We start from the raw sequence: 26,095 nt of genomic DNA, 5'->3' as shown, positions 1-26,095 counted from the left end.
CTCAGTGCTTCAGGATCTTGGACAGGAAGTCCCTGGCGCGCTCGCTCTCGGGGGCGCCGAAGAAGGCCTCCGGGGCGCGGTCCTCGACGATCCGGCCGTCGGCCATGAACACCACCCGGTTCGCCGAGGCCCGGGCGAAGCCCATCTCGTGGGTGACCACGACCATCGTCATGCCCTCGCTGGCGAGCTGGCGCATCACGTCCAGCACCTCGTTGATCATCTCGGGGTCGAGGGCCGAGGTCGGCTCGTCGAACAGGAGCGCCTTGGGGTCCATCGCCAGGGCGCGGGCGATCGCGACCCGCTGCTGCTGGCCGCCGGAGAGCTGGGCCGGGTACTTGTCGGCCTGGGATGCCAGGCCGACCCGCTCCAGCAGCGCGCGGGACTTGGCCTCCGCCTCGGCCTTGGCGCGGCCGCGGACCTTGATCTGGGCGAGCGAGACGTTCTGCAGCACGGTCTTGTGCGCGAACAGGTTGAAGGACTGGAACACCATGCCGACCTCGGCACGCAGCATGGCCAGCCCCTTGCCCTCCTCGGGCAGCGGCTGACCGTCGATCAGGATGGTGCCGCGCTCGATCGGCTCCAGCCGGTTGATCGCCCGGCAGAGCGTGGACTTCCCGGAGCCGGACGGGCCGATCACCACGACGACCTCGCCTCGGCCGACCGTCAGCTCGATGTCCTGCAGCACGTGCAGCTCGCCGAAGTGCTTGTTGACCCCGCGCATCTCGATCAGCGGGACGAAGGCCGGGGAACCGGTCGAGGCCGGTTCGGGGGCGGTGGTCACCGGCCGCGCCGCCCCTTCAGCAGCCAGCCCAGCACGCCGCCGGCGACCAGCGTCGCCAGCAGCGCGATCCAGAGCGGCGCGGTCACGGTGAACACCCAGAACTGGATCTTGACCTTGTCGAGGTTGGCGAACAGGAACCACACCGCGAGGATCACGATGACGCCGATCCCGATGTACCGCGTGGGGATCCCGCCGATCTCGCTGCGCTGCGCCCGGGACGAGCCGTCTGAAGTCTTGGTCACCGCAGCAGTCTGCTGTCCGGGCCGACGATTTGCCCGGTTACGCGCCCTTGCGGGCAAGGGAGTAACCCGCACGGGGCAATCCGGCCCCGTGCGGGTTTCGAACCCGCGTCGGACTCGCGCGCCCGACGCCGGCCGTCCGATGCCCGCGCTGCCGCCCGCTAGCGTTCGTCCCGCCAGGAGCGCCAGAGCGCCGCGTACGGGCCGCCGGCCGCGACCAGCTCCGGGTGGCTGCCGTACTCGCTGATCCGCCCGCCCTCGACCACCGCGATCACGTCCGCGTCGTGCGCGGTGTGCAGCCGGTGGGCGATCGCGATGACCGTGCGGCCCTCCAGCACCCGGGACAGCGAGCGCTCCAGGTGCCGGGCGGCCCGCGGGTCCAGCAGCGAGGTGGCCTCGTCCAGCACCAGGGTGTGCGGATCGGCCAGCACCAGCCGGGCCAGGGCGAGCTGCTGCGCCTGCGGCGGGGTCAGCGCGGTGCCGCCGGAGCCGACCTCGGTGTCCAGCCCCTCGGGGAGGGCGTCCACCCAGGACCCGGCGTCCACCGCGTCCAGCGCGGAGCGCAGTTCGGTGTCGTCCGCCCCGGGCGCGGCGAGCCGCAGGTTGTCCCGCAGGGTGCCGACGAACACGTGGTGCTCCTGGTTGACCAGGGCGACCTCCGCCCGCACCCGCTCGGCCGGCATCCGGGACAGCGCCGCCCCACCGAGGGTGACGCTGCCCCGGCCGGGCGCGTAGATCCCGGCCAGCAGCCGCCCGAGGGTGGACTTGCCCGCCCCGGACGGGCCGACCAGCGCGACCCGGCTGCCCGGGGCGACGTCCAGGCTGATGCCGTGCAGGACGTCCGCGCCCTCGCGGTAGCCGAAGCGGACGTCCCGGGCCTCGACCCGGCGGCCGTCCGGGCGGGCCGACTCGTCCCCCTCGTGCTCCGGCACCTCGTGCACGCCGACCAGCCGGGCCAACGAGGCCTGCCCGATCTGCAGCTCGTCGTACCAGCGCAGGATCAGGTCCACCGGGCCGGTGAGCATCTGGGCGTACAACACGCCGGTGGTCAACTGGCCGACGGAGAGCCAACCTTTGAGGGTGAACAGCCCGCCGACCACCAGGGTGACCAGCACCGCCGAGGTGTAGACGGCGTCGACGGTCGGGAACCAGACCGAGCGCAGCCACAGGGTGTAGCGCTCCCAGGCCAGCCACTCGCGCAGCTTGCGGTCCGTCAGCCGGACCCTCTGCTCGCCCAGGCGCAGCGCCTCGACCGTCCGCCCGGCGTCCACCGTCTCGGCCAGCACGTTGCTGACCGCCGCGTACCCGGCCGCCTCGTTGCGGTAGGACTGCGGCGCACGCCGGAAGTACCAGCGGGAGCTGGCCAGCAGCAGCGGCAGCCCGACCAGCGAGGTCAGCGCGAGCAGCGGGGACGTGACCAGCAGGGCGCCGAGCACCAGCAGCAAGGAGACGACCGCGACGGCGAGTTCGGGCACCGCCTCGCGCACCGACTTGTCCAGCCGGTCGATGTCGGTGGTGCCGCGCGAGACCAGGTCCCCGGTGCCGGCGCGTTCCAGCACGCCGGTCGGCAGCGCGACCGAGCGGACCAGGAAGTCCTCGCGCAGGTCGGCCAGCACCCGCTCGCCGAGCACCGCCCCGCGCATCCGCGACCAGCCGGTGAAGGCGGACTGCACCGCCAGCGCCAGCAGGTACCAGCCGATTGCCACCGCGATGGTGGCGCCGGCGGTGCCGGTGGCCAGGGACTCGACCAGGCTGCCGAGCACCCAGGGCCCGACCAGCCCGGCCAGGGTGGCCATCGAGTGCAGCGACACCACCGCGGCGAACCCGCCCCGGTGCCGCCGCGCCAGCACCCCCAGGTACCCGCGCACGGCGGCCGGGGTGCCGACCGGCAGGGTGGTGGTCGGCCCCTGCTCCTGATGGACGGGGGGCTTCATGACGTACTCCTCGCGTGCGGGGCCCGACGGTTGACGGTGGCGCTCTCTCCGGCGGTGGGAGCACCGGTGGTGCTGATGGCGGCGCCGCCCATCACGACGCCCCTCGTACCGACGCTGCTGTTACCGACACCGCTCATACCGGCGCCGCCTCCTCGTCCCGGGTGACCACGGCCCGATAGGCCGGCTCGGTGCGCATCAGCTCGCGGTGCCGCCCGGCCGCGACCGCCCGGCCCCCGCGCAGCAGCACCACCCGGTCGGCCTGGTCCAGCAGCAGCGGGCTGGTGGCGAACACCACCGTGGTGCGCCCGGCCCGGGTGTCCCGCAGGCCGGCGGCGATCCGGGACTCGGTGTGGGCGTCCACCGCGCTGGTGGGCTCGTCCAGCACCAGGACGGGCGGGTCCGCCAGCAGGGCGCGGGCCAGCGCGAGCCGCTGGCGCTGCCCGCCGGAGAGCGAGCGCCCGCGTTCGGTGATCCGGGCGAGCATCGGGTCGCCCGCGCAGTCCGGCGAGCCGTCCACCAGCGCCTCCAGCACGTCCTCGGAGCGGGCCGCGGCGAGCGCCTCGGCGACCGGGACCCGGCCGGAGGACGGGACGTCCAGCAGCTCGGCCAGCGTGCCGGAGAGCAGCACCGGCTCCTTGTCGTGCACCAGCACCGCCGCCCGGGCCTCGGCCAGCGGCACGGTGTCCAGCTCCGTGCCGCCGAGCCGCACCGAGGGCTGGGCCTGTTCGCCCTCGGCCAGCGGGACGTGGCCGCCGAGCCGCTCGGCGAGCGCCCCGGCGAAGTCCGGGTCCCCGCAGACCACCGCGGTCAGTTCGCCGGCCCGGGCGGTCAGCCCGGTGGCCGGGTCGTGCAGGTCGGACCGGCCCGGCCGGGTCAGCACGCCGTCCGCCTCGCCACTGGTCCGGCTGAGCGAGAGCACCCGCACGGCCCGCGCGGCGGAGACCCGGGCGACGCTCCAGGCGTGCGCCGCCTCGCCCAGGATCCGCAGCGGCGCAGCCAGGAAGGCGGTCGCGCCGTACACCGCGATCAGGGTGCCCACGCCGAGCTCGCCGGCGGCCGCCAGTCGGGCGCCGTACCACGTCACCCCGACCACGAACAGGCCTGGCAGCAGCACCTGTTGGGCCTGCATCAGCGACCACAGCCGGGCCGAGCGGACCGCCGCCGCACGGACCTTCTGGGAGGCCGCCCGGTACCGCTCCAGGAACAGTTCCTCGCCGCCGATGCCGCGAAGCACCCGCAGCCCGGCCACCGTGTCGGCGGCCAGCTCGGTCGCCTTGCCGCCGAGTTCGCGCTGTTTCTCGTAGCGCCGCTCGAACGGCCCGATCAGCGGCCAGACCGAGGCGGCCAGCACCGGGACGCCGAGCAGCACTCCGATCCCGAGCACCGGCTCGACCACCAGCACCACCGCGCTGACGGCCAGCCAGACGATCACCGCGGCCCGCACCCGGGCGACCAGTTCGACGTACCAGCCGATCCGTTCGACGTCCCCGCTGCCGACCGCGACCACCTCGCCGGTGGCGATCCGCCGGGACAGCCCGGCACCGAGGCGCGAGGCCTGACCGGCCACCAACTGCCGCACGTGACAGGCGGCGTGGATCCAGTTCCAGACCGCCTGACGGTGCAGCAGCACGGTGCCGAGCGAGGCGATGGCGGCCAGCAGCAGCGCGACCGCGCCGGCCCGCCAGATCCCGCCGGCGTCACCGTCGACGGCGGCCTGCACGCCGCGCCCGAGGGGCACCGGCAGCGCGGCCTGGGCGCCCATCTCCAGCAGCGCCCAGCAGGTGGCGCGGACCTGCCCGCGCCGCTGGGCGCGCTGCAGCCAGCGCAGGAAGGCCAGCGGTGAGGACAGGTCGGGACTGCCGGGGTCGGCCAGCGGCAGTGGGGTGAGCGGCATGACACTCCGATACGGGGGGTGCGAAGGGTGCGGGGGCTGCGAGGTGTGCAGGAGGTGCGGGAGGAGGGGGAGATCCGGGCGCTCCGAAGTCACGGGGGAACGGGCACCCGCAGGCGCGGCGCGGCGGCGCGGCGACGGCGACGCGTCCGGCCGGGAGGTCGGACGGGCGGTGGAGGGGTACGAAGGACCCAGGTCTCAGGAGGTCATGTCCGCGAGCCTGCCAAGCCCGCTGTGATCCACGCAACAGGTTTTCCGCCGAGCCCGGCGCGTTCCCGTCGCACCCCGCCCCGCTCCCCGGCGCACCACCCGGGAGCCCGGCCCCGGCGCACGCCACGCCGTCGTAAAGCTTCGCCAAAGATTCGTCCGAACGGCGGGAACAATCGTGCCGGGGCACCAGTTGCCCCCTCTGGACCCAACGGACGACCAGGAAGGCACCCCTTCCCCGTGAGCAACATCCCCAGCGTCACCCTGAACGACGGCGCCAAGATCCCGCAGCTCGGCTTCGGCGTGTGGCAGGTGCCGGACGCCGAGGCGACCCCCGCCGTCCGCACGGCGATCGAGGCGGGCTACCGCTCCATCGACACCGCCGCGGTGTACGAGAACGAGGCCGGCACCGGAGCGGCCGTCACCGAGGCACTGGCGGGCGGCCTCGCCCGCGAGGACCTCTACGTCACCACCAAGCTGTGGAACTCGGGCACCCGCGACTGGTCGGGCGAGCAGGGCCGCGACGCGGTGCTGCGCGAGTTCGACGCCTCCTTGGAGAAGCTCGGCCTCGACTACCTCGACCTGTACCTGATCCACTGGCCGCGCCCGATGCACGGCACCTTCCTGAACGTCTGGAAGGCCCTGGAGCAGCTGAAGGAGGGCGGCCGGGTCAAGTCGATCGGCGTGTCCAACTTCGGCCCCGAGCAGCTGACCCGCCTGCTGGACGAGGCCTCGGTCGTCCCGGTGCTGAACCAGGTCGAGCTGCACCCGTACTTCCCGCAGGAGGAGCTGCGCGCCTTCCACGCCGAGCACGGCATCGCCACCGAGGCGTGGAGCCCGCTGGGCCAGGGCAAGGAGCTGCTGGCCGAGCCGGCGCTGGCGAAGATCGCCGAGAAGCACGGCCGCACGGTCGCCCAGGTGGTGCTCCGCTGGCACCTGCAGAACGGCGTGATCGCCATCCCGAAGTCGGTCACCCCGTCCCGCATCCGGGAGAACCTGGACGTCACCGGCTTCGAGCTGGACGCCGAGGACGTCGCGGCGATCGCCGGCGTCGCCACCGGCAAGCGGATCGGCCCGGACCCGCAGGGGTTCGACTGGAACTGATGACCGCCGCGGGGGCGCGGGCCGACGTGGCCCGGCGCCCCCGGGAACGGCAATGACACCGACGCGTTCCTGATCGTCGGTCATATCGAAGTACCGCTCGTTCCGGTCAGGGACGAGCGGCACTTCGGTGTGCCCGGATTCACCGGCCCCGATGGTCGGCCGATGCCGACGGCCATGAGCCTCAGGAGTCTTGGTGAATCGTTTTGGCTGTTGTTACCAAAGCTTGGGCTAGAGCCTGGCCGCCTTGGCGATGAGCGCGAGCGCCACCTCGTGCTCCTCCTCCGCGAGCGGAGCGAGCAGCAGCCGCTGGACTTCGGCCACTCCGGCGGCCGAGCGGTGCAGCAGGTCCTGGCCCGCCGGCGAGAGCGAGAGCAGGTTGCGCCGCCCGTCCGAGGGGTCGCGCCGACGCTGCACCAGACCGCGGCGCACCAGCCGGCTGACCATCTCGGCCATCGTGGCCTTGTCCAGCGAGGCCAGCTCGCCGACCGTGCGCTGGTCCGCGCCCGGTTCCAGCTCCAGGGCGTCCAGCACGGCGTACTGCGGAGCCGTCAGCTCCGCACCCACGTGCTCGGACCAGAGCTTGGTGTGCACCTGCTGGCCGACCCTGATCAGGTAGCCGATCGCCCGCTGGGCGTCCAGTATCGGCCGCGCGTCGGTGAAGACGGCCACGGCCGCGGGTTCCAGCCTGGCTATCTTGGCCATCACCCGGACGATTTCGACCTGCTCGTCCGGCGTGAGCGGCTCGAACAGCACCCGCTGGACGCGGACCACGCCTCCGGTGGCCTCGCGCACCGCCTGGGCGCCGCTCTGCGAGAGGGCGAGCAGTTTGCGCCGGCCGTCGGCCGGGTCGCGCCGTCGCAGCACGAGGCCGCGGCGGACCAGCCGCGCGACCATCTCCGCCATCGTGGCCTTGTCGAGCGAGGCCCGCTCGCCGACGGTCCGCTGGTCCGCGCCCGGTTCGAGGGCGAGCACCAGCAGGACCGCGAACTGCGGAGCCGTGAGATCGGCTCCGACGTGCTCGGACCACAGACGGGTGTGAACCTGCTGTGCAACGCGAATGAGGTGTCCGGGCGACTGCTGCAGTCGCGCGGACACGCGGGTTGTCGGGATCTCCCCCAGCACCATGTATCCGTCCCGATGTCACACCCGGTGTGTGTGGGACACCCGGGTGGGGCAGTAACGGCGAGTGGGCGTCCAGCTATGAGGGAGGGCGCTCCAGCCGTGCAGCCGGTGGCTGCTGGCGGACACTATACAAACGGCGGGCCCTTGCTGGCAGGCAGGGGCGGATAGTAGACGCAGGTTCGGCAACATTGGCATATTTACGCGCTGCCAGACCCTTGCAGTAACCCGTTCTCAGCAGAAAGCCGACCGGTCGGTCCTTACCGACCGTCACCTGGGCCTCTCCACCCTGGCCGCCACCCCTACCCGCCGGTAGGGTATGGGCACCCTTCCCGGGGGCACTCCCCCGGAGGCACCCCCGAGAGAGACGAGAGCGAGCATGACCGAGCAGAGCACCGCCACCCGGGTGGCGGTCGTCACCGGCGCCGCCCGCGGCCTCGGCGCCGCCACCGCCGTCCGACTGGCCGCGGACGGCTACGCGGTGGCCGTCCTGGACCTGGACGAGGCCGCCGGCAAGGACACCGTCAACCGGATCACGGCCGCCGGCGGCCGGGCGCTGGCCGTCGGCGCCGACGTCTCGGACGCCGAGCAGGTCCAGGCCGCCGTCGACCGGGTGGCCGCCGAGCTCGGCGCCCCGGTCGTGCTGGTCAACAACGCGGGCGTGCTGCGCGACAACCTGCTCTTCAAGATGTCCGAGTCCGACTGGGACACGGTCATGAACGTGCACCTGCGCGGCGCCTTCCTGATGACCCGCGCGGTGCAGAAGCACATGGTGGACGCCGGCTTCGGCCGCATCGTCAACCTGTCCTCCTCGTCCGCCCAGGGCAACCGCGGCCAGGCCAACTACTCGACCGCCAAGGCCGGCCTGCAGGGCTTCACCAAGACTTTGGCCATCGAGCTGGGCAAGTTCGGTATCACCGCCAACGCCGTGGCCCCCGGCTTCATCGCCACGGACATGACGGCGGCCACCGCCGCCCGGGTCGGCATGGACTTCGAGGACTTCAAACGGGCCGCGGCCTCCCAGATCCCGGTCCAGCGGGTCGGCGAGCCCGAGGACGTGGCCAACACCATCTCGTTCCTCGTCGGCGAGGCCGCCGGCTTCGTCTCCGGCCAGGTGATCTACGTCGCGGGCGGCCCCCTCGACTGAGCACTGAACCTACACAGGGTTACCACGGGGTGGGAAGCCGGGCGAACCGGCCTCCCGCTCCGTTTTCTTTACCGAGGCTTTTGCAGAATCATTCGAAGACCACACTGGCATTCGATCCGAGAATAGGGGAAATCACTCCCCGGGTCACCCGGGGCGGACGCAATTGTCGATTTCCCGGGAAAATGACAATTCCCTCCGGAATGGCCCCGGCGGGATGGGTATGGTCACCCCGTGCAATCCAGAAGTACCGCCGCCGCTCGCATTCCGCGACAGGAGCCGGATCGCCGCACCGCCGACCGCCGGGAGCTCCCCGGCCCCGACCGCGCTCCCGCCCGCACCGCCCACCGAGCTCCCGACCGCCGGGAGCTCCCCGGCCCGGACCGCGGCGAGCCCGGCTGGCCCCCGATGAGCCGCCGCCGGGCCGCCCTCTTCGCCGCCACCTTCACCGCCTACCTGCTGGTGCTGGCCGGCGTCCTGCTCAACACCGACCTGGTCGACCTCGACTGGTCGGTCCGGCTGCTGCGCCCGTACGAGCGGTGGCCGAGCCTGGAGCCGCTGCTCGACACCTGGGTGGTGGCCGGGCAGCGCGGACCCAGCGCGATCGCCGCCTTCGCCTGGCTGGTCTGGCGCGCCCGCCGCCTCGGTCGGCTGCGCCCGCTGCTGGTCATGGGGGTCGCCCTGCTGCTGCTCAACATCACGGTCGGCGCCGTCAAGATCGTCACCGGCCGGCTCGGCCCGCACTACGCCCAGTACGTCGGCTCCCCCGAGCTGTTCTCCGGCGGCACCATCTTCCCCTCCGGCCACACCGCCAACGCCGTGGTGACCTGGGGCGTGCTCGCCTACCTCGCCGTCCGCTGGCGGCGCACCGGCGCGGTGATCGCCGCCGTCACCGCCTGCTCGATCGGCCTCACCACGGTCTACCTGGGCACCCACTGGGTCTCCGACGTACTGGCCGGCTGGGCCGCCGGGCTGCTGGTACTGCTCTCGCTGCCCCTGCTGGAGCCCCTGGTCGCGGTCGCCGAACAGCGGCTGCACCGACGGTTCGCACGCTGAGTCCCACCACCTGACCCCGCCGACCGCCTCCCGGCCCCGAAACCCGGCCGCGCCGCCCGACCCCGCAGCCCGGAAGAGGCCCCGGCCCCGACCGCTTCCGCCCCCACGAGCGGGCCTACCCCTCCCAGCTGCGCTCGACCAGGCCCTCCCGCACCGCGAGGTTCAGCCGCCCCTCCCGGTACTCCATGGTGATCATCTGCCCGGGCTCCAGCACCCGGACCGAGGCCCAGCCGTGCCGCCGGGCCAGCTCCCGGGCCCGCTCGGTCCGCAGCCCCGCGTAGCCCTCGGCGTCCTCCCCCGTCGTGCCCGCTCCCACGGCGTCCGGCCCCGTCATCGTGCCTCCCCGGCTCTCCCCCTCGGACGTACGCTGGAATCGTAGCCCTCACCAGCGCGGCCCGGAGGTGAACGAGCATGCGCACCACGACCCCGCGGCGGTGGCGCAGCGGCACCGAGCCGGCCACCGCCCGCAGCGACCTCAAGCTCCGCTACCTGCTCTCGCTGACCTTCACCCCGCTGTTCGCGCTGGGCACTGCCGGCTTCGCGTTCTGGGCAGCCTCCTCCCCGGTCGACGGCGCCCCCAGCCGGGGCACCCTCACCGGCTTCGCGATCGCCCTCGGGCTGCTCACCCTGTTCGCCGTCGTCGATCTCGTGGTGGTCGTCCGGCGCCGCCGGACCGAGCTCTGACGCGGTGTCTCCCACGGAGTGGGAGGCCGGCCCGACCGGCCTCCCACTCCGCCGCGCGTTACCTGCTGCCGACCGCCTGCTTCACCAGCATCCGGCCGAAGTCCCACATCAGGCCGCTGCCCCGGTGGGCCTCGTCCATGATCTCGGTGAACGCGTCGACGAACCGGTCCACGTCCTGATCGGTGATGATCAGCGGCGGGATCAGCTTGATCACTTCGAGGTGGTCCCCGGAGACCTGGGTCAGGATCCGGTGCCGCTGCAACAGCGGGACGACCACCATCTGCGCGAACAGCCCCTTGCGCGCCGCCTGGAGGGCCGTCCAACCGGTGCGCAGCTTCAGCGACTTGGGCCGGCCGAACTCGATGCCGATCATCAGCCCGCGGCCGCGCACCTCGGCGAGCAGCTCGTACCTGTCGACCAGCGCCGTCAGCCGCTCGCGGAACCGGTCGCCGACCTGCCGGGCGTTCTCCACCACCTTCTCGTCGCGCATCACCTCCAGGGTCGCCAGCCCGGCCGCCATCGCCTGGGCGTTGGACCCGAAACTGGCCGAGTGCACCAGCACCCGGTCCATCGAGGAGTACACCTTCTCGAAGATCCAGCTCTTGCCGAGCGTCGCCCCGACCGGCACGTACCCGCCGGAGAGCGCCTTGGCGGCGCACACCAGGTCGGGCAGCACGCCCTCCTCGTGCTGGTAGGCGAAGAACTCGCCGGTGCGGCCGATCCCGGTCTGCACCTCGTCGCAGATCAGCAGCGCCTTGTGCTCGTGCAGCAGCGCCTGGGCGGCCCGCAGCCAGCCGGGCGGCGGCGCCTGGACGCCCTTGCCCTGGATCGGCTCGACGATCAGCGCCGCGACGTCCCCGCGCTTCAGCTCCTTGGCCAGCGCCCCGATGTCGCCGAGCGGGATGGCGGTGTCGGGCAGCAGCGGGTCGAAGCCCTTGCGGAAGCCGCTCTCCCCGTTGACGGACAACGAGCCGGTGGTCAGCCCGTGGAAGGCGTGGTCGGCGTAGAGGACGCGCCTGCGGCCGGTGGCGTAGCGGGCGAACTTCAGCGCGGTCTCCACCGCCTCGGTGCCGCTGTTGCCGAAGAACACCCGGTCCAGCCCGGGCGCGTACGACAGCAGCCGCTCGGCCAGCAGCCCGGGCAGCGGCGAGCAGTCGAAGCGGACCAGGTCAGGCAGGTCCAGGTCCATCACCTGCTGGATGGCCGAGCGCACCGCCGGGTGGTGCCGGCCGAGCGCGAAGATGCCGAAGCCGGCCAGCATGTCGAGGTACTCGTTGCCCTCGGCGTCGTAGAAGTACTGGCCCCGCGCTCGCTCGTAGTACTTGTCGAAGCCGATGGTGTGGAGCATCCGCGGCAGCTGCGGGTTGAGATGGCGGCTGTGCAACTCGTAGCGCTCGCCACCGCGCTCGGCGAGGAGGGCGGCGAGGTCGAAGGCGGGGCGGTCGGGGTCAGCCGGCATGGCGCGGGTTCGCTCCTCGGGTCGGTAGCAGGTTCTTGGCGAAGACGGCGGTCTGGGCCGCGACCCCGGTGCCGGTGAGGCCGGTCTCCTCCAGGATCTCGCCGCGGCCGGCGTGGCCGAGGAACTCCTGCGGCAGACCGAGCACCCGCAGCGGGACGTCCACGTCGGCGTCGCGCAGCGCCTGGGCGACGGCCCAGCCGACGCCGCCGGTACGGCCGTTGTCCTCGACGGTGACCACCAGCCGGTGGCCGGCCGCGAGGTCGACCAGCGCCGGATCGACCGGCTTGACCCAGCGCGGGTCGACCACGGTCGCGGTGAAGCCCTCGGCGAGCAGCAGCCGGGCCGCGTCCAGGCAGGCGGAGGCGGTGGCGCCGACGGCCACCAGCAGGATCTCCGGCGCCGGCCCGGTGCGCAGCAGCACGTCCGTTCCGCCGATCCGCTCGACCGCCTGGACGGCCGGCCCGACGTTGCCCTTGGGGAACCGGACCACGGTCGGCGCGTCCTCGACCGCGACGGCCTCCCGCAGCTGGGCCCGCAGCTGCTCGGCGTCGCGGGGCGCGGCGAGCCGCAGTCCGGGGACGACCTGGAGGATCGACAGGTCCCACATGCCGTTGTGCGAGGCCCCGTCCGAGCCGGTCACCCCGGAGCGGTCGAGCACGAAGGTGACGCCCAGCCGGTGCAGGGCGACGTCCATCAGGACCTGGTCGAAGGCCCGGTTCAGGAAGGTCGCGTAGACCGCCACCACGGGGTGCAGCCCGCCGGTGGCCAGGCCCGCCGCGCTGGTGACGGCGTGCTGCTCGGCGATCCCCACGTCGAAGGTCCGGGCCGGGTACGCCTTGGCGAACGGCGCCAGCCCGACCGGCTGGAGCATCGCCGCGGTGATCGCCACCAGGTCGGGCCGCTCGGCACCGAGCGCGAGCAGCTCCTCGCCGAACACCGAGGTCCAGGAGACCCCGGCGCTGGGCGAGATCGGCAGGCAGGTGTACGGGTCGATCGGGTTGACGGCGTGGAAGCGGTCCGCCTCGTCCTGTTCGGCGGGCCGGTAGCCGCGCCCCTTCACGGTCAGGCAGTGCACGATGACCGGGCCGCCGAAGTTCCGGGCCTGCCGCAGCGCCTGCTCGACCGCGCCCAGGTCGTGGCCGTCGATCGGCCCGAGGTACTTGAGCCCGAGGTCCTCGAACATGCCCTGCGGGGCGAAGGCGTCCTTGAAGCCCTTCTTGGCGCCGTGCAGCGCGTCGAAGATCGGCTGGCCGACCAGCGGGGTGCGCTGCAGCGCCTCCTTGCCGAGCGCGAGGAAGCGCTCGTAGCCCTGGGTGGTGCGCAGGGTGGCCAGGTGGTTGGCGAGGCCGCCGATGGTCTTGGCGTAGGAGCGCTCGTTGTCGTTGACGACGATGACCAGCGGCCGGTCCCGGGCCTCGGCGATGTTGTTGAGCGCCTCCCAGGCGAGCCCGCCGGTGAGCGCGCCGTCGCCGATCACCGCGACGGTGTGCCGGTCGTGCTGGCCGAGCAGCTGGGCGGCCTTGGCGAGCCCGTCGGCGTAGGAGAGCGCGGTGGAGGCGTGCGAGTTCTCGACCAGGTCGTGCTCGGACTCGGCCCGCGAGGGGTAGCCGGACAGCCCGCCCTTCATCCGCAGCCGGGAGAAGTCCTGGCGGCCGGTGAGCAGCTTGTGGACGTAGCTCTGGTGGCCGGTGTCGAAGACGATCCGGTCGTACGGGGAGTCGAAGACCCGGTGCAGCGCGATGGTCAGCTCCACCACGCCGAGGTTGGGTCCGAGGTGGCCGCCGGTGCGGGTGACGGCGTCGATCAGGAAGTCGCGGATCTCGTCGGCGAGCAGCGGCAGGTCGGCGGCGGGGAGCTTGCGCAGCTCGGCCGGGGACGTGACGCGGGAGAGCAGTGACACGGGTACACCTCACGACTCGGAGCGGTGGTGCCTCCGCCCGGCGGGGGGCGGGGCCGGCCCGGGCACGAGGGCCCGGGCCGGACGGGAGCTCAGGACGGAGCGGCTGCGGTGGCGGGCGGCGCCGCCCCGGCTCAGCGCCCGCGGTTGGAGCTGACGGTCTCGGTGATGGCGCGCAGCGACTGCTGGAGCGAGCCGATGGTCGCGAGGACAGCGGTCGGCTCGTAGCCGCAGTGGGCCATGCAGTTCTCGCAGCGCGGGTCCTTGCCGCGCCCGTACTTGCTCCAGTCGGTCTTCTCGACCAGCTCGCGGTAGGTCGGCACGTAGCCGTCCGCCATCAGGTAGCAGGGCCGCTGCCAGCCGAACAGCGAGTAGTTGGGGATGCCCCAGGGGGTGCACTCGAAGTCGGCCTTGCCCTCCAGGAAGTCCAGGAAGAGCGGGCTGTGGTTGAGGCGCCAGCGCTTGCGGTTGCCGCCGGCGAAGGCTTTGCGGAACAGCTCCCGGGTCTGCTCGACGCCGAGGAAGTGCTCCTGGTCGGGGGCCTTCTCGTAGGCGTAGGCCGGGGAGATCATCATCTCGTCGACCTTCAGCTCGTCGTTGAGGAAGTCCAGGACGTCGATGACGGTCTGCGCGGTGTCGGTGTTGAAGAAGGTGCTGTTGGTGGTGACCCGGAAGCCGCGCCGCTTGGCCTCCTTGATCGCCGCCACCGCCTCGTCGAAGGTGCCCTCCTTGGCCACCGACTCGTCGTGCCGCTCGCGCAGGCCGTCGATGTGCACCGCGAAGGTGAAGTACGGCGAGGGCTTGAACTTGTCCATCTTCTTGCGCATCAGCAGCGCGTTGGTGCAGAGGAAGACGTACTTGCGGCGCTCCACCAGCTGCCGGACGATCTCGTCGATCTGCGGGTGCATCAGCGGCTCGCCGCCGGCGATCGAGACCATCGGGGCACCCGACTCCAGGACCGCCCCGACCGCCTGGGCGACGGGCATCCGCTGCTTGAGCACGCCGGCCGGGTGCTGGATCTTGCCGCAGCCCTCGCAGGCGAGGTTGCAGGCGAACAGCGGCTCCAGCTCGACGATCAGCGGGAACTTGTCCCTTCGCTTGAGCAGCTTCTGCTGCATCAGGTAGGTGCCGACCCGCACGGTCTGGCGCAACGGCATGGCCATGGCTAGCTCGCCTCCTGGGGGAGCGTCGAGGATGTGGGGTGGTTCAGGACTGCGGAGCGGGTGTCGAGCTCCTGTCGGTACCAGTCGACCAGGGCGGGTACCGTCGCCCGCAGGGTGCGCCAGGCGCGCACCCCGGCCGGGAGCGTGCCCGGCCGGAGCAGCTCGTGGTCGGGGGTGTCCACCACCACCCGCAGCACGGCCACGGGCAGCGCCGGGCGCACCTCCCGCAGCGCGGCCAGGACGGCGGCGGCCTCCATGTCGACGGCGAGCGCCCCCTGGAGGTGCAGGGCGCGCCGCTCGATGCCGCGCACCACGTGGTCGGCGGTGTGGTGCACCCCGGTGTGCGCGGTCAGACCGTGCTCCTTGAGCGCCCGGGCCAGTTCCGGCCCGGAGCCGACCGGGTAGAGGTGGCCCTCGGCGTCGCGCACGCCGTCCGCGGCCACCACCTCGCCCGGCGCCACGCCCGGCCCGACGGCGGCGCCGAAGCCGGCCACCACCACCGCGCCGTAGCCGCCCGGGGCGCAGCCGAGCACGCGCCGCACGGCCGTCCCGGCGCGCCGCCGGCCGACCCCGGTGCGCACCAGGACCGGGGAGCCGCCGGCCGCGCCGCGCCAGTCACCGCCGCGCAGGGCCCACACCTCGGGGCCCAGGGCGCAGAGCACCAGCAGCGGGGCGGTGGTCACCGCCCCGCCCCGATCGACGGGGTGCCGGCCGGCTGCACCATCCCGGGGCTGCCGTTGAGGTAGCGGCCGAGCGCGGTGACCGGGAAGACCAGCCGGTACAGGTGGTAGTTGATGGAGAAGTCCCACGGGAAGCCGGTGCCGGTGAACTGCGGCTCGTCCCAGGTGCCCTCGGGCAGCTGGGTGCGCACCAGCCACTCGACCCCGCGCTCCACCGCCGGGTTGGCCCGGCCGTCCGGGCCCTCGCCCGCCGCGAGCAGCGCCATCAGCGCCCACGCGGTCTGCGAGGCGGTGGAGTCGCCGCGACCGGCCCAGCGCGCCGGGTCGTCGTAGGAGCGCATGTCCTCGCCCCAGCCGCCGTCGGCGTTCTGCCGGTCCTCCAGCCAGCGCACCGCCCGGCGGATCGCCGGGTGCTCGTCCGGGACGCCGGCCGCGACCAGGGCGGGCAGCACCGAGCCGGTGCCGTAGATGTAGTTGGTGCCCCAGCGGCCGAACCAGGAGCCGTCCGCCTCCTGGTGGCGCAGCAGCCACTCGACGCCGCGCCGGGTGCGCGGGTCCCGGGCCCGGCCGGTCTCGGCGAGCATCTCGACCACGTGGGCGGTGACGTCCGCGGACGGCGGGTCGACCACCTCGCCGAAGTCGCAGAACGGCAGCTTGTTCGGCAGCAGGCTGGTGTTGTCGACGTCGAAGGCGCCCCAGGCGCCGTTCTTGGACTGCATGCCGAGGTTCCACAGCACGCCCCGGTCCACCGCGGCGTCGACCCTGGCCTGGTCCGGATGGGCGACCCGGCGCAGCGCCAGCACCACCTCGGCGGTGTCGTCGATGTCGGGGTAGGTGTCGTTCTCGAACTCGAAGGCCCAGCCGCCGGCCGGCAGGGCGGGCCGCTGGACGGACCAGTCGCCGCGCTTGCGGATCTCCTCGCCGAGCATCCAGTCGACGGCGGAGACCAGCGCCGGGTGGTCGGCCGGCACCCCGGCGTCGACCAGCGCGATGGTGGCCAGGCAGGTGTCCCAGACCGGGGACTGGCAGGCCTCCATCCAGCGCATGCCGTCCTCGGTGTGCACGGTGAAGCGGTCGAAGGAGGAGAGCCCGGCCTTCATCACCGGGTGCTCCAGCTCGTAGCCCTCCAGGTGCAGGGCGATCAGCGAGTAGACGGCGGGCGGCTGGATCCCGCCCCAGCAGCCGTCGGCCTCCTGCCGCTCGACGATCCACCGGCAGGCCTGGGCGACGGCGAGCCGGCGCAGCGGCCGGAAGGCCCGGTGGTGGTAGGCGTGCAGCGCCTTGTCCAGGCGCTCGAACAGGCCGTCCCAGCTGGTGGCGGGGGCGAGCGGCCGGTCGGGGTACGGGTGGTCCGGGTCGGTGTGCAGCTCGGTGAGCGCGAAGGGGGCCGGACGGACCGGGCGGTGGGACGAGACGATGGTCAGCGGGACGATGGTCTGCCGGGCCCAGCAGCCGAAGGCGTAGATGTTCAGCGGCAGCCACTTGGGCAGGAAGATGATCTCGGGCGGCATCTCGGGCAGCCGGTCCCAGGGCCACCAGCCGAAGAGCGCGAGCCAGATCCGGGTGAACACCCGGGCGGCCGCGATGCCCCCGGCGGAGCGGACGTAGCGCGCGGCGGCCAGCATGTGCGGGGCGTCCGGGTCGTCGCCGGCGAGCTTGAGGGCGACGTAGGCCTCGACGGTGGTGGAGAGTTCGGCCGGTCCGCCGTGGAAGGTGGCCCAGGTGCCGTCCTCCCGCTGCTGGGAGCGGATCCACTCGGCGGTGGCCCGGGTCAGCTCCTCCGTCCTGATGCCCAGGAACTGCCGGAGCAGTAAGTCCTCGGCGTCCATGGTGACGTTGGTCTCCAGGTCGCCCTTCCACCAGCCCTCGGAGGACTGCAGCGAGAGCAGGTGGGTGGTGGCGCGCGCGAGGGCCTCGCGCGCGTCTCCGGGCTGCCGGTCCGCCCCACCGGCCGGCCGCGGCCGGTCGGTGTCCTCGGGCTGCCACCGCCCCGCACCCAGCAGGGTCGGGGGGCGGTCGCCCACCGCGACCGGCTCGGGATCGTACTCAGGGTCGAGCCGGCCGTCCGCGGTTGCTGTCAACGTAACGTCACCTCTCTCGTACCACCACGAATTCGGCGAGTGCGACGAAGTGCTCGCGCACCCCGTCGGACATGGGCACCTCGTCCAGGGCGGCGAGGGCAGTCGTGTGCTGGCGGCGGGCCTCCTCCTGGGTCCAGGCGCGGCCGCCGGCCTCCTCGATCAGCCCGGCTCGGGCGGCGAGCTCGGGCTCGCCCTCCTCGCCCCGGCCCTTCGGGTCCGCGAGCTGTTCGGCCAGCCGGCGCGAGGCGGCACCGCCCTCGGCGAGCGCGGCCGCGACCGGCAGGGACTTCTTGCGCTGGCGCAGGTCGCCGAAGTGCGGCTTGCCGGTGACCTCGGTCGCGCCCCAGATGCCGAGCAGGTCGTCCACCGCCTGGAAGGCCAGGCCCAGGTGGTGGCCGTAGCGCTGGAGCGCGCCGGAGACCTTGTCGTCGGCCCCGGCCAGGACGGCGCCGATCGCCGAGGCCGCGGCCAGCAGGGCCGCCGTCTTGCCGCCCTCCATCTCCAGGCATTCGGCGACGGTGACGCTGTCGCGCTGTTCGAAGGCGACGTCCATGGCCTGGCCGTCGATCAGTCTGCGGGTCGCGGTGGTGAGCAGCCGGACGGCGCGCGCGGCGTCGACGGGGCTCGCCCCGCCGGTCTCCCCGGCGTCGAGCAGCACCTCCGTGCCGAGCGTCGCCAGGGCGTCGCCGACCAGGATCGCCTGGGCCGGACCGAAGACCGTCCAGGCGGTGGCCCGGTGCCGGCGGGTCTCGTCACCGTCCATCAGATCATCATGGAGCAGGGAGAAGTTGTGCACCAGTTCAACAGCCACCCCGCCGGGCACCCCCACCTCGGGCGCCGCACCGGCCGCCTGGGCGGACAGCAGGGCCAGCGCGGGGCGCACGGCCTTGCCGCCGTCGCCCTCCACCGGGGTGCCGTCCCGGTCGATCCAGCCGAAGTGGTAGGCGGCGACGGTGTCCATCGGTGCGGCCAGACGGGCGACGGTGGCCCGTAGCGGCGGGGCGCAGAGCGTCCGGCTGCGGGCCAGCAGCTCCGGCACCGAGACCGGTTCGGCGTGCGCCGTGCCTCCGACGGCGAAGCCGGTGCGTGACTCCACGTGCGTTCCCTCTCCCTCGTGCTGCCGGACCGCACGGGGCGGCCGGGTGCTGTCGGTGCGGCTGGTGTCGACCCGGACGGGGTCGACACGGGTGGTGCCGCAGCGATCGGTGTCGGTACGGCCGATGGGGCCGACGGTACGCCCGTCGGCTCTCGCGGGCTCTCCGGCGGCGGGCCCCGCCGTCACCGGGGCCACCGCCCGTCGCCCCGGTCCGCCGGCACCCTGGCGCCGGCCGCGGCCAGCGCGGCGTCGGCGGCGGCGTGGCCGCTGCGCACCGCGCCCTCCATGGTCGCGGGCCATCCGGTGGCGGTCCACGCACCGGCCAGCAGCAGGCCGGGCACCCCGGTCGCGGCCCCGGGGCGCAGCGCGGCACTGCCGGGCGCCCCGTCGAAGGTGGCGGTGCGCTCCCGGGTGACGAAGAAGTCCAGCACCTCGGCGCCCGCGGCGGCCGGGAGCAGCCGGGCCAGCTCGGGCAGGTAGCGGTCGCGCAGTTCGGCGACCGGCAGGTCGATCTCGTCCTGGACCGCGGACTGGGACAGCGCCAGGTACTGGGCGCCGGGGTGGGCTCGGCCGATCGGCGTACCGGCCAGGCCGGAGTGGGTGGTGCGGTCGAAGACCCACTGGACCGGGCTGCCGAGCGCGGCGAAGAACGGCCGGCGCAGCACCTTGCGGTCGTAGACCACGTGCACGTTGAGGATCGGCGTGGTGCCGAAGTCCTCCAGGCGGTGGGGGACGGCGCCCGGCGGCAGCAGGGCGGCCGCGGTGTCCTGGGCGCCGGCCAGCACGACGGTGTCGGCGGTGAGCAGCTCGCCGTTCCCCGACTGGCCGCCCTCCAGCCGGACGGCGTGCTGGGGCGCGGCCGGCTTGAGCTCCGCGACCCGGGCGCGGAGCAGGACCCGCACGCCGGCGCGTTCCAGCTCGGCGAGCGCCCGGTCGTGGTGGATCACGCCCAGCGGGACGGCGGCGATGCCGATGTCGGAGGCTCCCGGGTCGGAGAGCAGTCCGGTCTTGAACACCATCGCGGCGAGCGCCAGGGACACCTGGTCGGCCCGGGCGTTCAGGGTGGCGACGCCGACCAGCTCCCAGAGCGCGGCCGTGGTGGCGTCGTTCTGCCCGTTGCGGCGCAGCCACTCGCCGAAGGAGAGCCCGTCCAGCGCCGGGTCGGCGAGGTCCAGGCCCTTGAGGGCGAGCGCGCCGCGGACCACCCGGGCGCGGTCGGCCGGGGACAGGTGCGGGTAGCGGGCGAGGCTGCCGGCCAGGTGCAGCGGGACGGGCAGGCCGGCCCGGCGCAGTCGGCCGAGGGTGCGCACCGGGGCCTCGTCGGGGCCGGTGACGGAGAGCACCGGGACGTCCAGCCGGTCCTGGAGGTGGGTCATCCGGGTGGCGCCCAGGCGCTCCAGCAGGCCGCGGTAGGCAGTGCAGCAGCGCAGGAAGACGTGCTGGCCGTTGTCCACGGTCAGGTCGCCGCGCTGGAACGAGAAGGCCAGGCCGCCGAGCCGGGGGCGCCCCTCGGCGAGGGTGACCCGGTGGCCGGCCTCGGCCAGTCGCAGGGCCGTGGTGATCCCGGCCAGACCGCCGCCGACCACGACGGCGGCCGGGCGCGCGGCATCGGCTCGCCCGGTCATCGGCTCTCCCCCTCGCAGTCGCCGGACCGCCCGGCGACGGTCGCTGTGGCCGGCCCGCTCGCGGCCGGCGCCGTCGTGGACGGCACCGTGGTCAACACGGCTCCACCCGGATGTGATTCCCCGCTGACACAGCGTGACAGAACCGTGGCGAGAATCAAGAACGCCCCCCGGCGAGCCCGGAAAGCGCCACGTACGCCTTCTCCCAGCCCGGGAGCGACACCCGGCCGCGCAGCACCGACTCCGGGTCGGCGGCGATCCGGCCGAGCAGCCGGTGGTAGATCCCGGCCATCGCGGCGGTGCAGGCGCGGCTGCGGCGGTCGAGCAGGGGCAGCAGGCGCAGGCCCTCCTCGAAGGCGGCCTGGGCGCGGGCGGCCTCGAACGCCACCAGTCCGGTGAAGTCGGCGCCGACCGGGGGCTTGGGCAGGGCGAAGCCCTGCTCGCAGCCGAACCGGACCAGGTCCTCGGTGGGCAGGTAGGTACGGCCGGTCAGGGCGTCCTCGCGCAGGTCGCGCAGGATGTTGGTGAGCTGCAGGGCCAGGCCCAGGGTGTCCGCGTACTGCGCCCCGCGCTCCGGGTCCTCGCAGCCGTAGACGCCCAGCGAGAGCCGGCCGATGGCGCCCGCCACGCAGCGGCAGTAGACCTTGAGCTCCTCGTACGTCTGGTACTCGGCGCCCTTGAGGTCCATCTCCACGCCGTCGATCAGCTCGTCGAAGCCGCCGAGCGGGATCGGGAAGCGCCTGGCCGCGTCGGCCAGGGCGACCTTGATCGGGTCGGTGTCGTCCTCGGCGACCGCCCCGGAGCGGACCTCGTCCACCAGTTCCCGGGTGCGCACCAGGGCCTCGGCCTTGCGGTCGGCCGGGAGGTCGCCGTCGCCGATGTCGTCCACCCGGCGGGCCAGCGCGTACAGGGCCGACATGGCCAGCCGCTTGGGTTCGGGCAGCAGGCGGATGCCGTAGCTGAAGTTGCGTGCCTGCAGTCCGGTGACTGCCTCGCAGTACCGGTACGCCGCCATGACCGGGGCCGACGCCAGTGGTGATGCCGCCACTCGGGCGTTCACCTTCCCTTCGCGAAGATGGCCGCCGCCTTCACTGCGAGGCGGCGCTTGTCCGGCTTCGCCTGCCGGGCGAGCACGTCGTACCCGGCGTCCTCGACGGCCGCCAGGGCCGCGTAGCCGCCTGCGGTGAATCCCGCCAGGAGCAGTCGAAGCCTCCCCCGAACCGTACCTACCAATGGTGCGCCGCGGTCGAGCAGGGTGCGGGCCCGTTCGACCTCGAAGGCGATCAGTTCCCGGACCGCGCCGGTGGCGGCGGGGGCGGCGAGCTCCTCCTCGGAGACGCCGAAGCGTTCCAGGTCCTCGGTGGGGAGGTAGATCCGGCCGTGGGAGAGGTCCTCGGCCACGTCCTGCAGGTGTTCGACCACTTGGAGGGCGGTGCAGATGGCGTCGGAGAGGGCGATCCGCTCGGGGGTGGAGACGCCCGCGATGGCCAGCACCAGGCGGCCGATCGGGTCGGCGGAGAGCGTGCAGTAGCCGACCAGGTCGTCGTAGGTGGCGTAACGGGCGGTGGTCTGGTCCACCCGGTTGGCCTCGATCAGACGGCGGAACGGCTCGGGGGTGAGGCCGTGCTTGTCGACCAGCGGGACGAGGGCGCTGAACAGCGGGTGGCGGGGGCGTTCGGCGTCGGCGGGGTGCAGCGCGGTCTCGAACACCCGGTCGAGGTCGCGCTCCAGTCCGTGGAGCAGGGCGAGCCGGAAGGAGACCTCCGCCGGGCTCGGCGGGCCGGACTGGGCCGAAGGGGTGGCGGGGGGCCGCTCTTCGACCCCCAGCAGGGCGGCGGTGGCGGCCGGGTCGGCGAGGTCGCCGTCGCCGGCGTCGTCGACCAGCCGGGCGAAGCCGTAGACGGCCATCAGGTCGTCGCGCCAGGCCGCGGGCAGGAAGAAGGGGGCGACCGGGAAGTTCTCCGCACCCGCCTTCTCCAGGGTCTGTCCCGTGGAAGGGTTCACCGGCGTATCTCTGGGCTGGGCCGAAGCCGACACTGCAGTCACTCCCCCGTTCTACACCGCTGGGTACCACCGGTCCGACTCGGACACGCGTCCGAGCGCGGGCGTCACGCACGGCACACCGCCCCCGCGCCCCCAGCCTGACACCACGCGCCGCGCCCGAGAAGAGCGCCCCGCCCGGCGCACGGTGGCGCTCACCCCCGCGGCGGCGGGCCACCCGGGCTAGCCGCGCACGCCGAAGGGCCGGTCCCGGAGTGTTCCGGGGCCGGCCCTTCGGTGCCAGAGGTTCGCTACGGGCGCTCGCCGCGCTCGTAGCGGCCGACGACCTCGTCGGTCGGGCCGTCCATGACCAGCTCGCCGGCCTCGATCCAGATGGTCCGCTCGCAGACCTCGCGGATCGAGTTGTTGTCGTGGCTGACCAGGAAGACCGTACCGGCGGAGCCGCGCAGCTCCTCGATCCGCTTCTTGCTGCGCTGCTGGAAGGCCTGGTCGCCGGTGGCCAGCGCCTCGTCGATCAGCAGCACGTCGTGGGTCTTGGCGGCGGCGATGGAGAAGCGCAGCCGGGCGCCCATGCCGGAGGAGTAGGTGCGCATCGGCAGGGAGATGAAGTCGCCCTTGTCGTTGATGCCGGAGAAGTCGACGATCTCCTGGTAGCGCGCCCGCACGTCGGCCGGGGACATCCCCATCGCCAAGCAGCCCAGGACGACGTTGCGCTCACCGCTGAGCTCGTTCATCAGGGCCGCGTTGACGCCCAGCAGCGAGGGCTGGCCGTTGGTGTAGATGCCGCCCTTCTCGGTCGGCAGCAGGCCCGCGATGGCGGCCAGCATGGTCGACTTGCCGGAGCCGTTGGAGCCGATCAGGCCGACCGCCTCGCCCTTGTACGCGGTGAAGCTGATGCCCTTGACGGCGTGCACCTCGCGCACGCCGGAGCCGCGCTTGCGGCTGATGATGCGGCTCAGCGCCGAGGTGGCGCTGCCCTTGCCGGAGCCGGCGCCGTGCACCCGGTAGACGATGTGCACGTCGTCGACGACGACGGTGGGCTCGCGGGCCACCATCGTGTCCGGCACGGCGTCCTGCTTGCTCAGGTCGGTGTCAGCCACGGCCGTACTCCTCCTCGGCCTTCCAGAAGAAGACGTATCCGATGACGAAGATCCCGACCGCCCAGGCGATGCCGTAGGTCCACTGGTGCGGCGGCAGGGACTGGTGCGCGGGCTGGTGCTTGTTGTAGATGATCGGTGCGAAGGCGTGCCGCAGCAGGTCCATGTAGACCGAGGCCGGGTTGATGTTGCAGATCACCTGGATGTAGTGCGGCCACTTGTGGACCCGGTCCTGGATGCTGAACATCACGCCGGACAGGAACATCCAGGCCCGCATCACGAACGGGATCAGCTGGGAGATGTCGCTGGTCTTGGCGCCGATCCGGGCGAAGATCAGCGAGACGCCGGTGTTGAACATGGTCTGCAGCAGCAGCGCCGGGATGATCAGCAGCCAGGTCTTGCCCGGGGTGATGCCGGAGGCCAGCACGGTGACGACCAGCACGACCATCGAGATCAGCAGCTGCTGGAGCTGGATCACGGTGAAGGCGATCGGCAGGCTGGCGCGCGGGAAGTGCAGCGCGCGGATCAGGCCGAGGTTGTCGGAGATCGCCCGGGTGCCGGACTGCACCGCGTTCTGGGTGAACTGGAAGATGAAGACGCCGATGCAGAGCCAGGCGATGTAGGTGTGCGGCGGGAAGCCGTCCTTGTTCTCCAGGATGACGCCGAAGACCAGGTAGAACACGCCGCAGTTGAGCAGCGGGGTCACGACCTGCCAGAGCTGGCCCAGCTTGGCGTCGGTGTACTGGGCCACCAGGCGGGCGGTGGCGAAGGCCCAGATGAAGTGGCGCCGGGCCCAGAGCTGCTTGGTGTAGGCGAACACACCGGGGCGGGCGCCGCTCACCGACAGACCGTACTTGTCCGCAAGCTGCTTGGGGGTCAGGCCCGCGTCCGCCCCCCTCGGGGCTGAGAGGCTGACGGGTTCACTCACTGTCGACACATTCGTCCTTCGCGCGGGATCGGTCGGGGCGGCCGGTCGGCGGGGGTCCGCCGGCCTTGCGCCGATGGGGATCCTGGGATCACGGGGGGGTTCCGGCCGGTGTGTGGTCACCGGCCACGGCGATCGATCGTCTGATCCAATCAGATGATCGGAGGTCGGCCCATCCTGGTCAGTCGCCAGACGGTCCGCCATCGCATGGGCCGCCGCGCACCGCAGGGTTCGCGGAAGCCCGCCCGGAATCCGCCCATCCAGGCCTTCATCCCCTCCGCGGAGGGACGTCGGGCCAGGGTCAGCAGAAACCAGGTTCCCAGATAGAGAGGCACCAACGGGGCCGGAAGGTTCCGCCTCGCGAGCCAGACCCTGTTACGGGCCACGTTGTGGAAGTAGGCGGCGTGCCGGGCCGGCGAGGTGGCGGGGTGGTGCAGCACCACGTCCGCCCGGTAGTCGATGGCCCAGCCCGCGTCCAGGGCGCGCCACGCGAGGTCGGTCTCCTCGTGGGCGTAGAAGAACTCGGCCGGCAGCTGCCCGGCCTGCTCGAACACCTTGCAGCGCACGGCGCTCGCGCCGCCCAGGAAGGTGGTCACCCGGGAGGAGCGCAGCGGGTCGCTGGCGCGCAGCCGGGGCACGTGCCGGCGCTGGGTGACCCCGGTGTCCGGGTCCTCGATCCGGAAGGACACGATGCCCAGCTCCGGGTCGGCGGTGAAGGCCTCGCGCAGCAGCCGGGCGGAGTCGGTGCGCGGCAGCAGGCCGTCGTCGTCCAGGAAGAGCACGGCGTCCACGTCCCGGCCGTCCGGGCCGAACAGCTCGATGCCGACGTTGCGCCCGCCCGGGATGCCGACGTTCTCCGGCAGCTCGACGGTGCGCACGCCCGCGGGCAGCGGGGGCAGCTTCGCGCCCTGGGCGACCACGGCGAACTGGACCTCCGGGCCCTCCTGGGCGCGGACGGACTCGATCAGGGCGTTGAGCTCGGCGGGCCGGTTGCCCATCGTGATGATGACGACGCCGAGGCGGAAGTCCTCCGCGGTGGTGGAAGTGCTCATGCGCCCGCCTCGCTTCGCCCGGCAGGGGCATGCGCCCGTGCGCACCTCACGATCATGAACTCGCTCCGCCCGTTCATCGGAGCCTGCTCGAGAGCACGATGCTCAGCAGGTGCAGCACGGTCTGCAGCATGGCGATCGCCGCCAGCACCACGACCGCGAGCCGGGTGAAGAACAGCCCGCCGTGCACCGCGTCGGCGATCCCGGCCGCCAGGATGAACAGCGAGGCCTCGACCGCGCCGACCAGGCGGTGGAACTTCAGCAGGGAGGCAGCCTTGCGGGCCTTGGCCACCGAGGCGGAGCGCGGCACCGAGGCGCTGTCCTCGACGGCCGTCAGGCCGCTGCGGGCCCGGGCCACGTCCACCAGGTCCGTCTCGGACTTGATCAGGATCGCGCCGAGCGCGGCCAGCGTGCCCAGGAACGCCCACTCCCAGTGCGAGCCGCCGCCCCCGCGGTGCAGCAGGTCGGTGGCGCGCAGGCCGAGGCCGGTCAGCAGGGCCGCCTCGGACATGTAGTGGCCGACCCGGTCCAGGTAGACGCCGGTGAGCGAAGTCTGCCGGCGCCAGCGGGCGACCTCGCCGTCCACGCAGTCCAGCAGCAGGTAGACCTGGATCAGCAGGGCGCCCAGGACGGCACCGGTGATGCCCGGCACGACCAGCGCGGCACCGGCCAGGATGCCGGTGAACATCATCAGGTAGGTCAGGCCGTTGGGCGTGATCGCCGTCATGGTGGACAGCACGCGGGTGATCCGCAGCGAGATCTTCCGCATGTACAGGCGCCCGGCCCAGTGCTCGGCGCTGCGGCGCTGGAGCATGCCCTCCGGGTGGATCACCGCGCGCAGTTCCTCGATCGAGGGCCGGCGGGTC

24 protein-coding genes are annotated in these 26,095 nt (G+C 73.1%); 4 read left to right on the top strand and 20 right to left on the bottom strand.

Features of this window, described 5'->3' with window-relative positions:
• Position 1: 1 nt before the first annotated feature.
• The 5 genes from ABTY61_RS17980 to ABTY61_RS17960 form a co-directional block, all read right to left on the bottom strand.
• Positions 2-721, bottom strand: coding sequence for an amino acid ABC transporter ATP-binding protein (locus tag ABTY61_RS17980; RefSeq protein WP_350506004.1), 720 nt, complete (start codon positions 719-721; stop codon positions 2-4).
• A gap of 56 nt (positions 722-777) precedes the next feature.
• Positions 778-1,023: a LapA family protein gene (locus ABTY61_RS17975; protein ID WP_188305686.1), complete on the bottom strand. Its 246-nt coding sequence runs from the start codon at positions 1,021-1,023 to the stop codon at positions 778-780.
• 158 nt (positions 1,024-1,181) lie between these two features.
• Positions 1,182-2,954 (bottom strand): ABC transporter ATP-binding protein, encoded by a 1,773-nt coding sequence (locus ABTY61_RS17970; protein ID WP_350505961.1) that lies wholly within the window; start codon positions 2,952-2,954, stop codon positions 1,182-1,184.
• A complete protein-coding gene (locus ABTY61_RS17965) occupies positions 2,951-3,091 on the bottom strand; it encodes a hypothetical protein (RefSeq protein ID WP_350505960.1) in 141 nt (46 codons plus the stop codon). The genes ABTY61_RS17970 and ABTY61_RS17965 overlap by 4 nt, the downstream gene beginning before the upstream one ends.
• Complete coding sequence (locus ABTY61_RS17960; protein ID WP_350505959.1) at positions 3,088-4,848, bottom strand: ABC transporter transmembrane domain-containing protein; 1,761 nt, start codon at positions 4,846-4,848, stop codon at positions 3,088-3,090. The genes ABTY61_RS17965 and ABTY61_RS17960 overlap by 4 nt, the downstream gene beginning before the upstream one ends.
• Positions 4,849-5,292: 444 nt before the next feature.
• Between ABTY61_RS17960 and ABTY61_RS17955 the strand changes: the two genes are divergently transcribed.
• Entirely contained in the window at positions 5,293-6,156 is an 864-nt protein-coding gene (locus tag ABTY61_RS17955) for an aldo/keto reductase (protein ID WP_350505958.1), read from the top strand.
• A gap of 228 nt (positions 6,157-6,384) precedes the next feature.
• On the opposite strand, the gene ABTY61_RS17950 is transcribed toward ABTY61_RS17955, so the two are convergent.
• A complete protein-coding gene (locus ABTY61_RS17950) occupies positions 6,385-7,251 on the bottom strand; it encodes a MarR family winged helix-turn-helix transcriptional regulator (RefSeq protein WP_350505957.1) in 867 nt (288 codons plus the stop codon).
• A gap of 403 nt (positions 7,252-7,654) precedes the next feature.
• On the opposite strand from ABTY61_RS17950, the gene fabG reads away from it, so the two are divergent.
• Entirely contained in the window at positions 7,655-8,422 is a 768-nt protein-coding gene (gene fabG, locus ABTY61_RS17945) for a 3-oxoacyl-ACP reductase FabG (RefSeq protein ID WP_350505956.1), read from the top strand.
• Positions 8,423-8,653: 231 nt separating this feature from the next.
• Positions 8,654-9,475 (top strand): phosphatase PAP2 family protein, encoded by an 822-nt coding sequence (locus ABTY61_RS17940; RefSeq protein WP_350505955.1) that lies wholly within the window; start codon positions 8,654-8,656, stop codon positions 9,473-9,475.
• 115 nt (positions 9,476-9,590) lie between these two features.
• Here the strand turns inward: ABTY61_RS17940 and ABTY61_RS17935 are convergent, their stop codons facing one another.
• Entirely contained in the window at positions 9,591-9,809 is a 219-nt protein-coding gene (locus tag ABTY61_RS17935; RefSeq protein ID WP_350505954.1) for an I78 family peptidase inhibitor, read from the bottom strand.
• A 77-nt stretch (positions 9,810-9,886) separates the two neighbouring features.
• On the opposite strand from ABTY61_RS17935, the gene ABTY61_RS17930 reads away from it, so the two are divergent.
• Positions 9,887-10,159 (top strand): DUF6343 family protein, encoded by a 273-nt coding sequence (locus ABTY61_RS17930; RefSeq protein ID WP_350505953.1) that lies wholly within the window; start codon positions 9,887-9,889, stop codon positions 10,157-10,159.
• A 58-nt stretch (positions 10,160-10,217) separates the two neighbouring features.
• Here the strand turns inward: ABTY61_RS17930 and ABTY61_RS17925 are convergent, their stop codons facing one another.
• The 13 genes from ABTY61_RS17925 to ABTY61_RS17865 form a co-directional block, all read right to left on the bottom strand.
• Positions 10,218-11,618: an aspartate aminotransferase family protein gene (locus ABTY61_RS17925; RefSeq protein ID WP_350505952.1), complete on the bottom strand. Its 1,401-nt coding sequence runs from the start codon at positions 11,616-11,618 to the stop codon at positions 10,218-10,220.
• Entirely contained in the window at positions 11,608-13,518 is a 1,911-nt protein-coding gene (dxs, locus tag ABTY61_RS17920; RefSeq protein WP_350505951.1) for a 1-deoxy-D-xylulose-5-phosphate synthase, read from the bottom strand. Before dxs ends, ABTY61_RS17925 begins: the two co-directional genes overlap by 11 nt.
• A gap of 131 nt (positions 13,519-13,649) precedes the next feature.
• Positions 13,650-14,678: an adenosyl-hopene transferase HpnH gene (gene hpnH / locus ABTY61_RS17915; protein ID WP_350505950.1), complete on the bottom strand. Its 1,029-nt coding sequence runs from the start codon at positions 14,676-14,678 to the stop codon at positions 13,650-13,652.
• 2 nt (positions 14,679-14,680) lie between these two features.
• Positions 14,681-15,361, bottom strand: coding sequence for a phosphorylase family protein (locus tag ABTY61_RS17910; RefSeq protein ID WP_350505949.1), 681 nt, complete (start codon positions 15,359-15,361; stop codon positions 14,681-14,683).
• Complete coding sequence (gene shc / locus ABTY61_RS17905; RefSeq protein WP_350505948.1) at positions 15,358-17,439, bottom strand: squalene--hopene cyclase; 2,082 nt, start codon at positions 17,437-17,439, stop codon at positions 15,358-15,360. The genes ABTY61_RS17910 and shc overlap by 4 nt, the downstream gene beginning before the upstream one ends.
• 7 nt (positions 17,440-17,446) lie before the next feature.
• The gene (locus ABTY61_RS17900) at positions 17,447-18,535 is read right to left on the bottom strand and encodes a polyprenyl synthetase family protein (RefSeq protein ID WP_502895346.1); all 1,089 of its coding nucleotides are present in this window, start codon (positions 18,533-18,535) and stop codon (positions 17,447-17,449) included.
• A 182-nt stretch (positions 18,536-18,717) separates the two neighbouring features.
• On the bottom strand, positions 18,718-20,160 hold the full coding sequence (gene hpnE / locus ABTY61_RS17895; protein WP_350505947.1) for a hydroxysqualene dehydroxylase HpnE: 1,443 nt from the start codon (positions 20,158-20,160) through the stop codon (positions 18,718-18,720).
• A gap of 154 nt (positions 20,161-20,314) precedes the next feature.
• Positions 20,315-21,172 (bottom strand): presqualene diphosphate synthase HpnD, encoded by an 858-nt coding sequence (gene hpnD / locus ABTY61_RS17890; protein WP_350506002.1) that lies wholly within the window; start codon positions 21,170-21,172, stop codon positions 20,315-20,317.
• A gap of 41 nt (positions 21,173-21,213) precedes the next feature.
• On the bottom strand, positions 21,214-22,161 hold the full coding sequence (hpnC, locus tag ABTY61_RS17885; RefSeq protein WP_350505946.1) for a squalene synthase HpnC: 948 nt from the start codon (positions 22,159-22,161) through the stop codon (positions 21,214-21,216).
• Positions 22,162-22,448: 287 nt separating this feature from the next.
• A complete protein-coding gene (locus ABTY61_RS17880; protein WP_350506001.1) occupies positions 22,449-23,213 on the bottom strand; it encodes an ABC transporter ATP-binding protein in 765 nt (254 codons plus the stop codon).
• Positions 23,214-23,250: 37 nt separating this feature from the next.
• Positions 23,251-24,192, bottom strand: coding sequence for an ABC transporter permease (locus ABTY61_RS17875; protein ID WP_350505945.1), 942 nt, complete (start codon positions 24,190-24,192; stop codon positions 23,251-23,253).
• A 140-nt stretch (positions 24,193-24,332) separates the two neighbouring features.
• Complete coding sequence (locus ABTY61_RS17870) at positions 24,333-25,232, bottom strand: glycosyltransferase family 2 protein (protein WP_350505944.1); 900 nt, start codon at positions 25,230-25,232, stop codon at positions 24,333-24,335.
• Positions 25,233-25,305: 73 nt separating this feature from the next.
• Positions 25,306-26,043: a CDP-alcohol phosphatidyltransferase family protein gene (locus ABTY61_RS17865; RefSeq protein WP_350506000.1), complete on the bottom strand. Its 738-nt coding sequence runs from the start codon at positions 26,041-26,043 to the stop codon at positions 25,306-25,308.
• Between the last annotated feature and the right edge of the window lie 52 nt (positions 26,044-26,095).

Origin of the sequence: Kitasatospora sp. NPDC096128, from assembly GCF_040303105.1 — a bacterium.
Classification (GTDB): domain Bacteria; phylum Actinomycetota; class Actinomycetes; order Streptomycetales; family Streptomycetaceae; genus Kitasatospora.
The sequence above is the reverse complement of the archived record's forward strand: the minus strand, read 5'-3'. Positions and strand labels throughout refer to the sequence as shown.

Coding starts and splice junctions, on each gene's coding strand:
- ABTY61_RS17980 (WP_350506004.1), bottom strand. CDS start 721: ATGCGCGGGGTCAACAAGCACTTCGGCGAGCTGCACGTGCTGCAGGAC.
- ABTY61_RS17970 (WP_350505961.1), bottom strand. CDS start 2,954: ATGAAGCCCCCCGTCCATCAGGAGCAGGGGCCGACCACCACCCTGCCG.
- ABTY61_RS17965 (WP_350505960.1), bottom strand. CDS start 3,091: ATGAGCGGTGTCGGTAACAGCAGCGTCGGTACGAGGGGCGTCGTGATG.
- ABTY61_RS17960 (WP_350505959.1), bottom strand. CDS start 4,848: ATGCCGCTCACCCCACTGCCGCTGGCCGACCCCGGCAGTCCCGACCTG.
- fabG (WP_350505956.1), top strand. CDS start 7,655: ATGACCGAGCAGAGCACCGCCACCCGGGTGGCGGTCGTCACCGGCGCC.
- ABTY61_RS17935 (WP_350505954.1), bottom strand. CDS start 9,809: ATGACGGGGCCGGACGCCGTGGGAGCGGGCACGACGGGGGAGGACGCC.
- ABTY61_RS17930 (WP_350505953.1), top strand. CDS start 9,887: ATGCGCACCACGACCCCGCGGCGGTGGCGCAGCGGCACCGAGCCGGCC.
- ABTY61_RS17925 (WP_350505952.1), bottom strand. CDS start 11,618: ATGCCGGCTGACCCCGACCGCCCCGCCTTCGACCTCGCCGCCCTCCTC.
- hpnH (WP_350505950.1), bottom strand. CDS start 14,678: ATGGCCATGCCGTTGCGCCAGACCGTGCGGGTCGGCACCTACCTGATG.
- hpnE (WP_350505947.1), bottom strand. CDS start 20,160: ATGACCGGGCGAGCCGATGCCGCGCGCCCGGCCGCCGTCGTGGTCGGC.
- hpnD (WP_350506002.1), bottom strand. CDS start 21,172: ATGGCGGCGTACCGGTACTGCGAGGCAGTCACCGGACTGCAGGCACGC.
- ABTY61_RS17880 (WP_350506001.1), bottom strand. CDS start 23,213: ATGGTGGCCCGCGAGCCCACCGTCGTCGTCGACGACGTGCACATCGTC.
- ABTY61_RS17870 (WP_350505944.1), bottom strand. CDS start 25,232: ATGAGCACTTCCACCACCGCGGAGGACTTCCGCCTCGGCGTCGTCATC.
- ABTY61_RS17865 (WP_350506000.1), bottom strand. CDS start 26,043: ATGCTCCAGCGCCGCAGCGCCGAGCACTGGGCCGGGCGCCTGTACATG.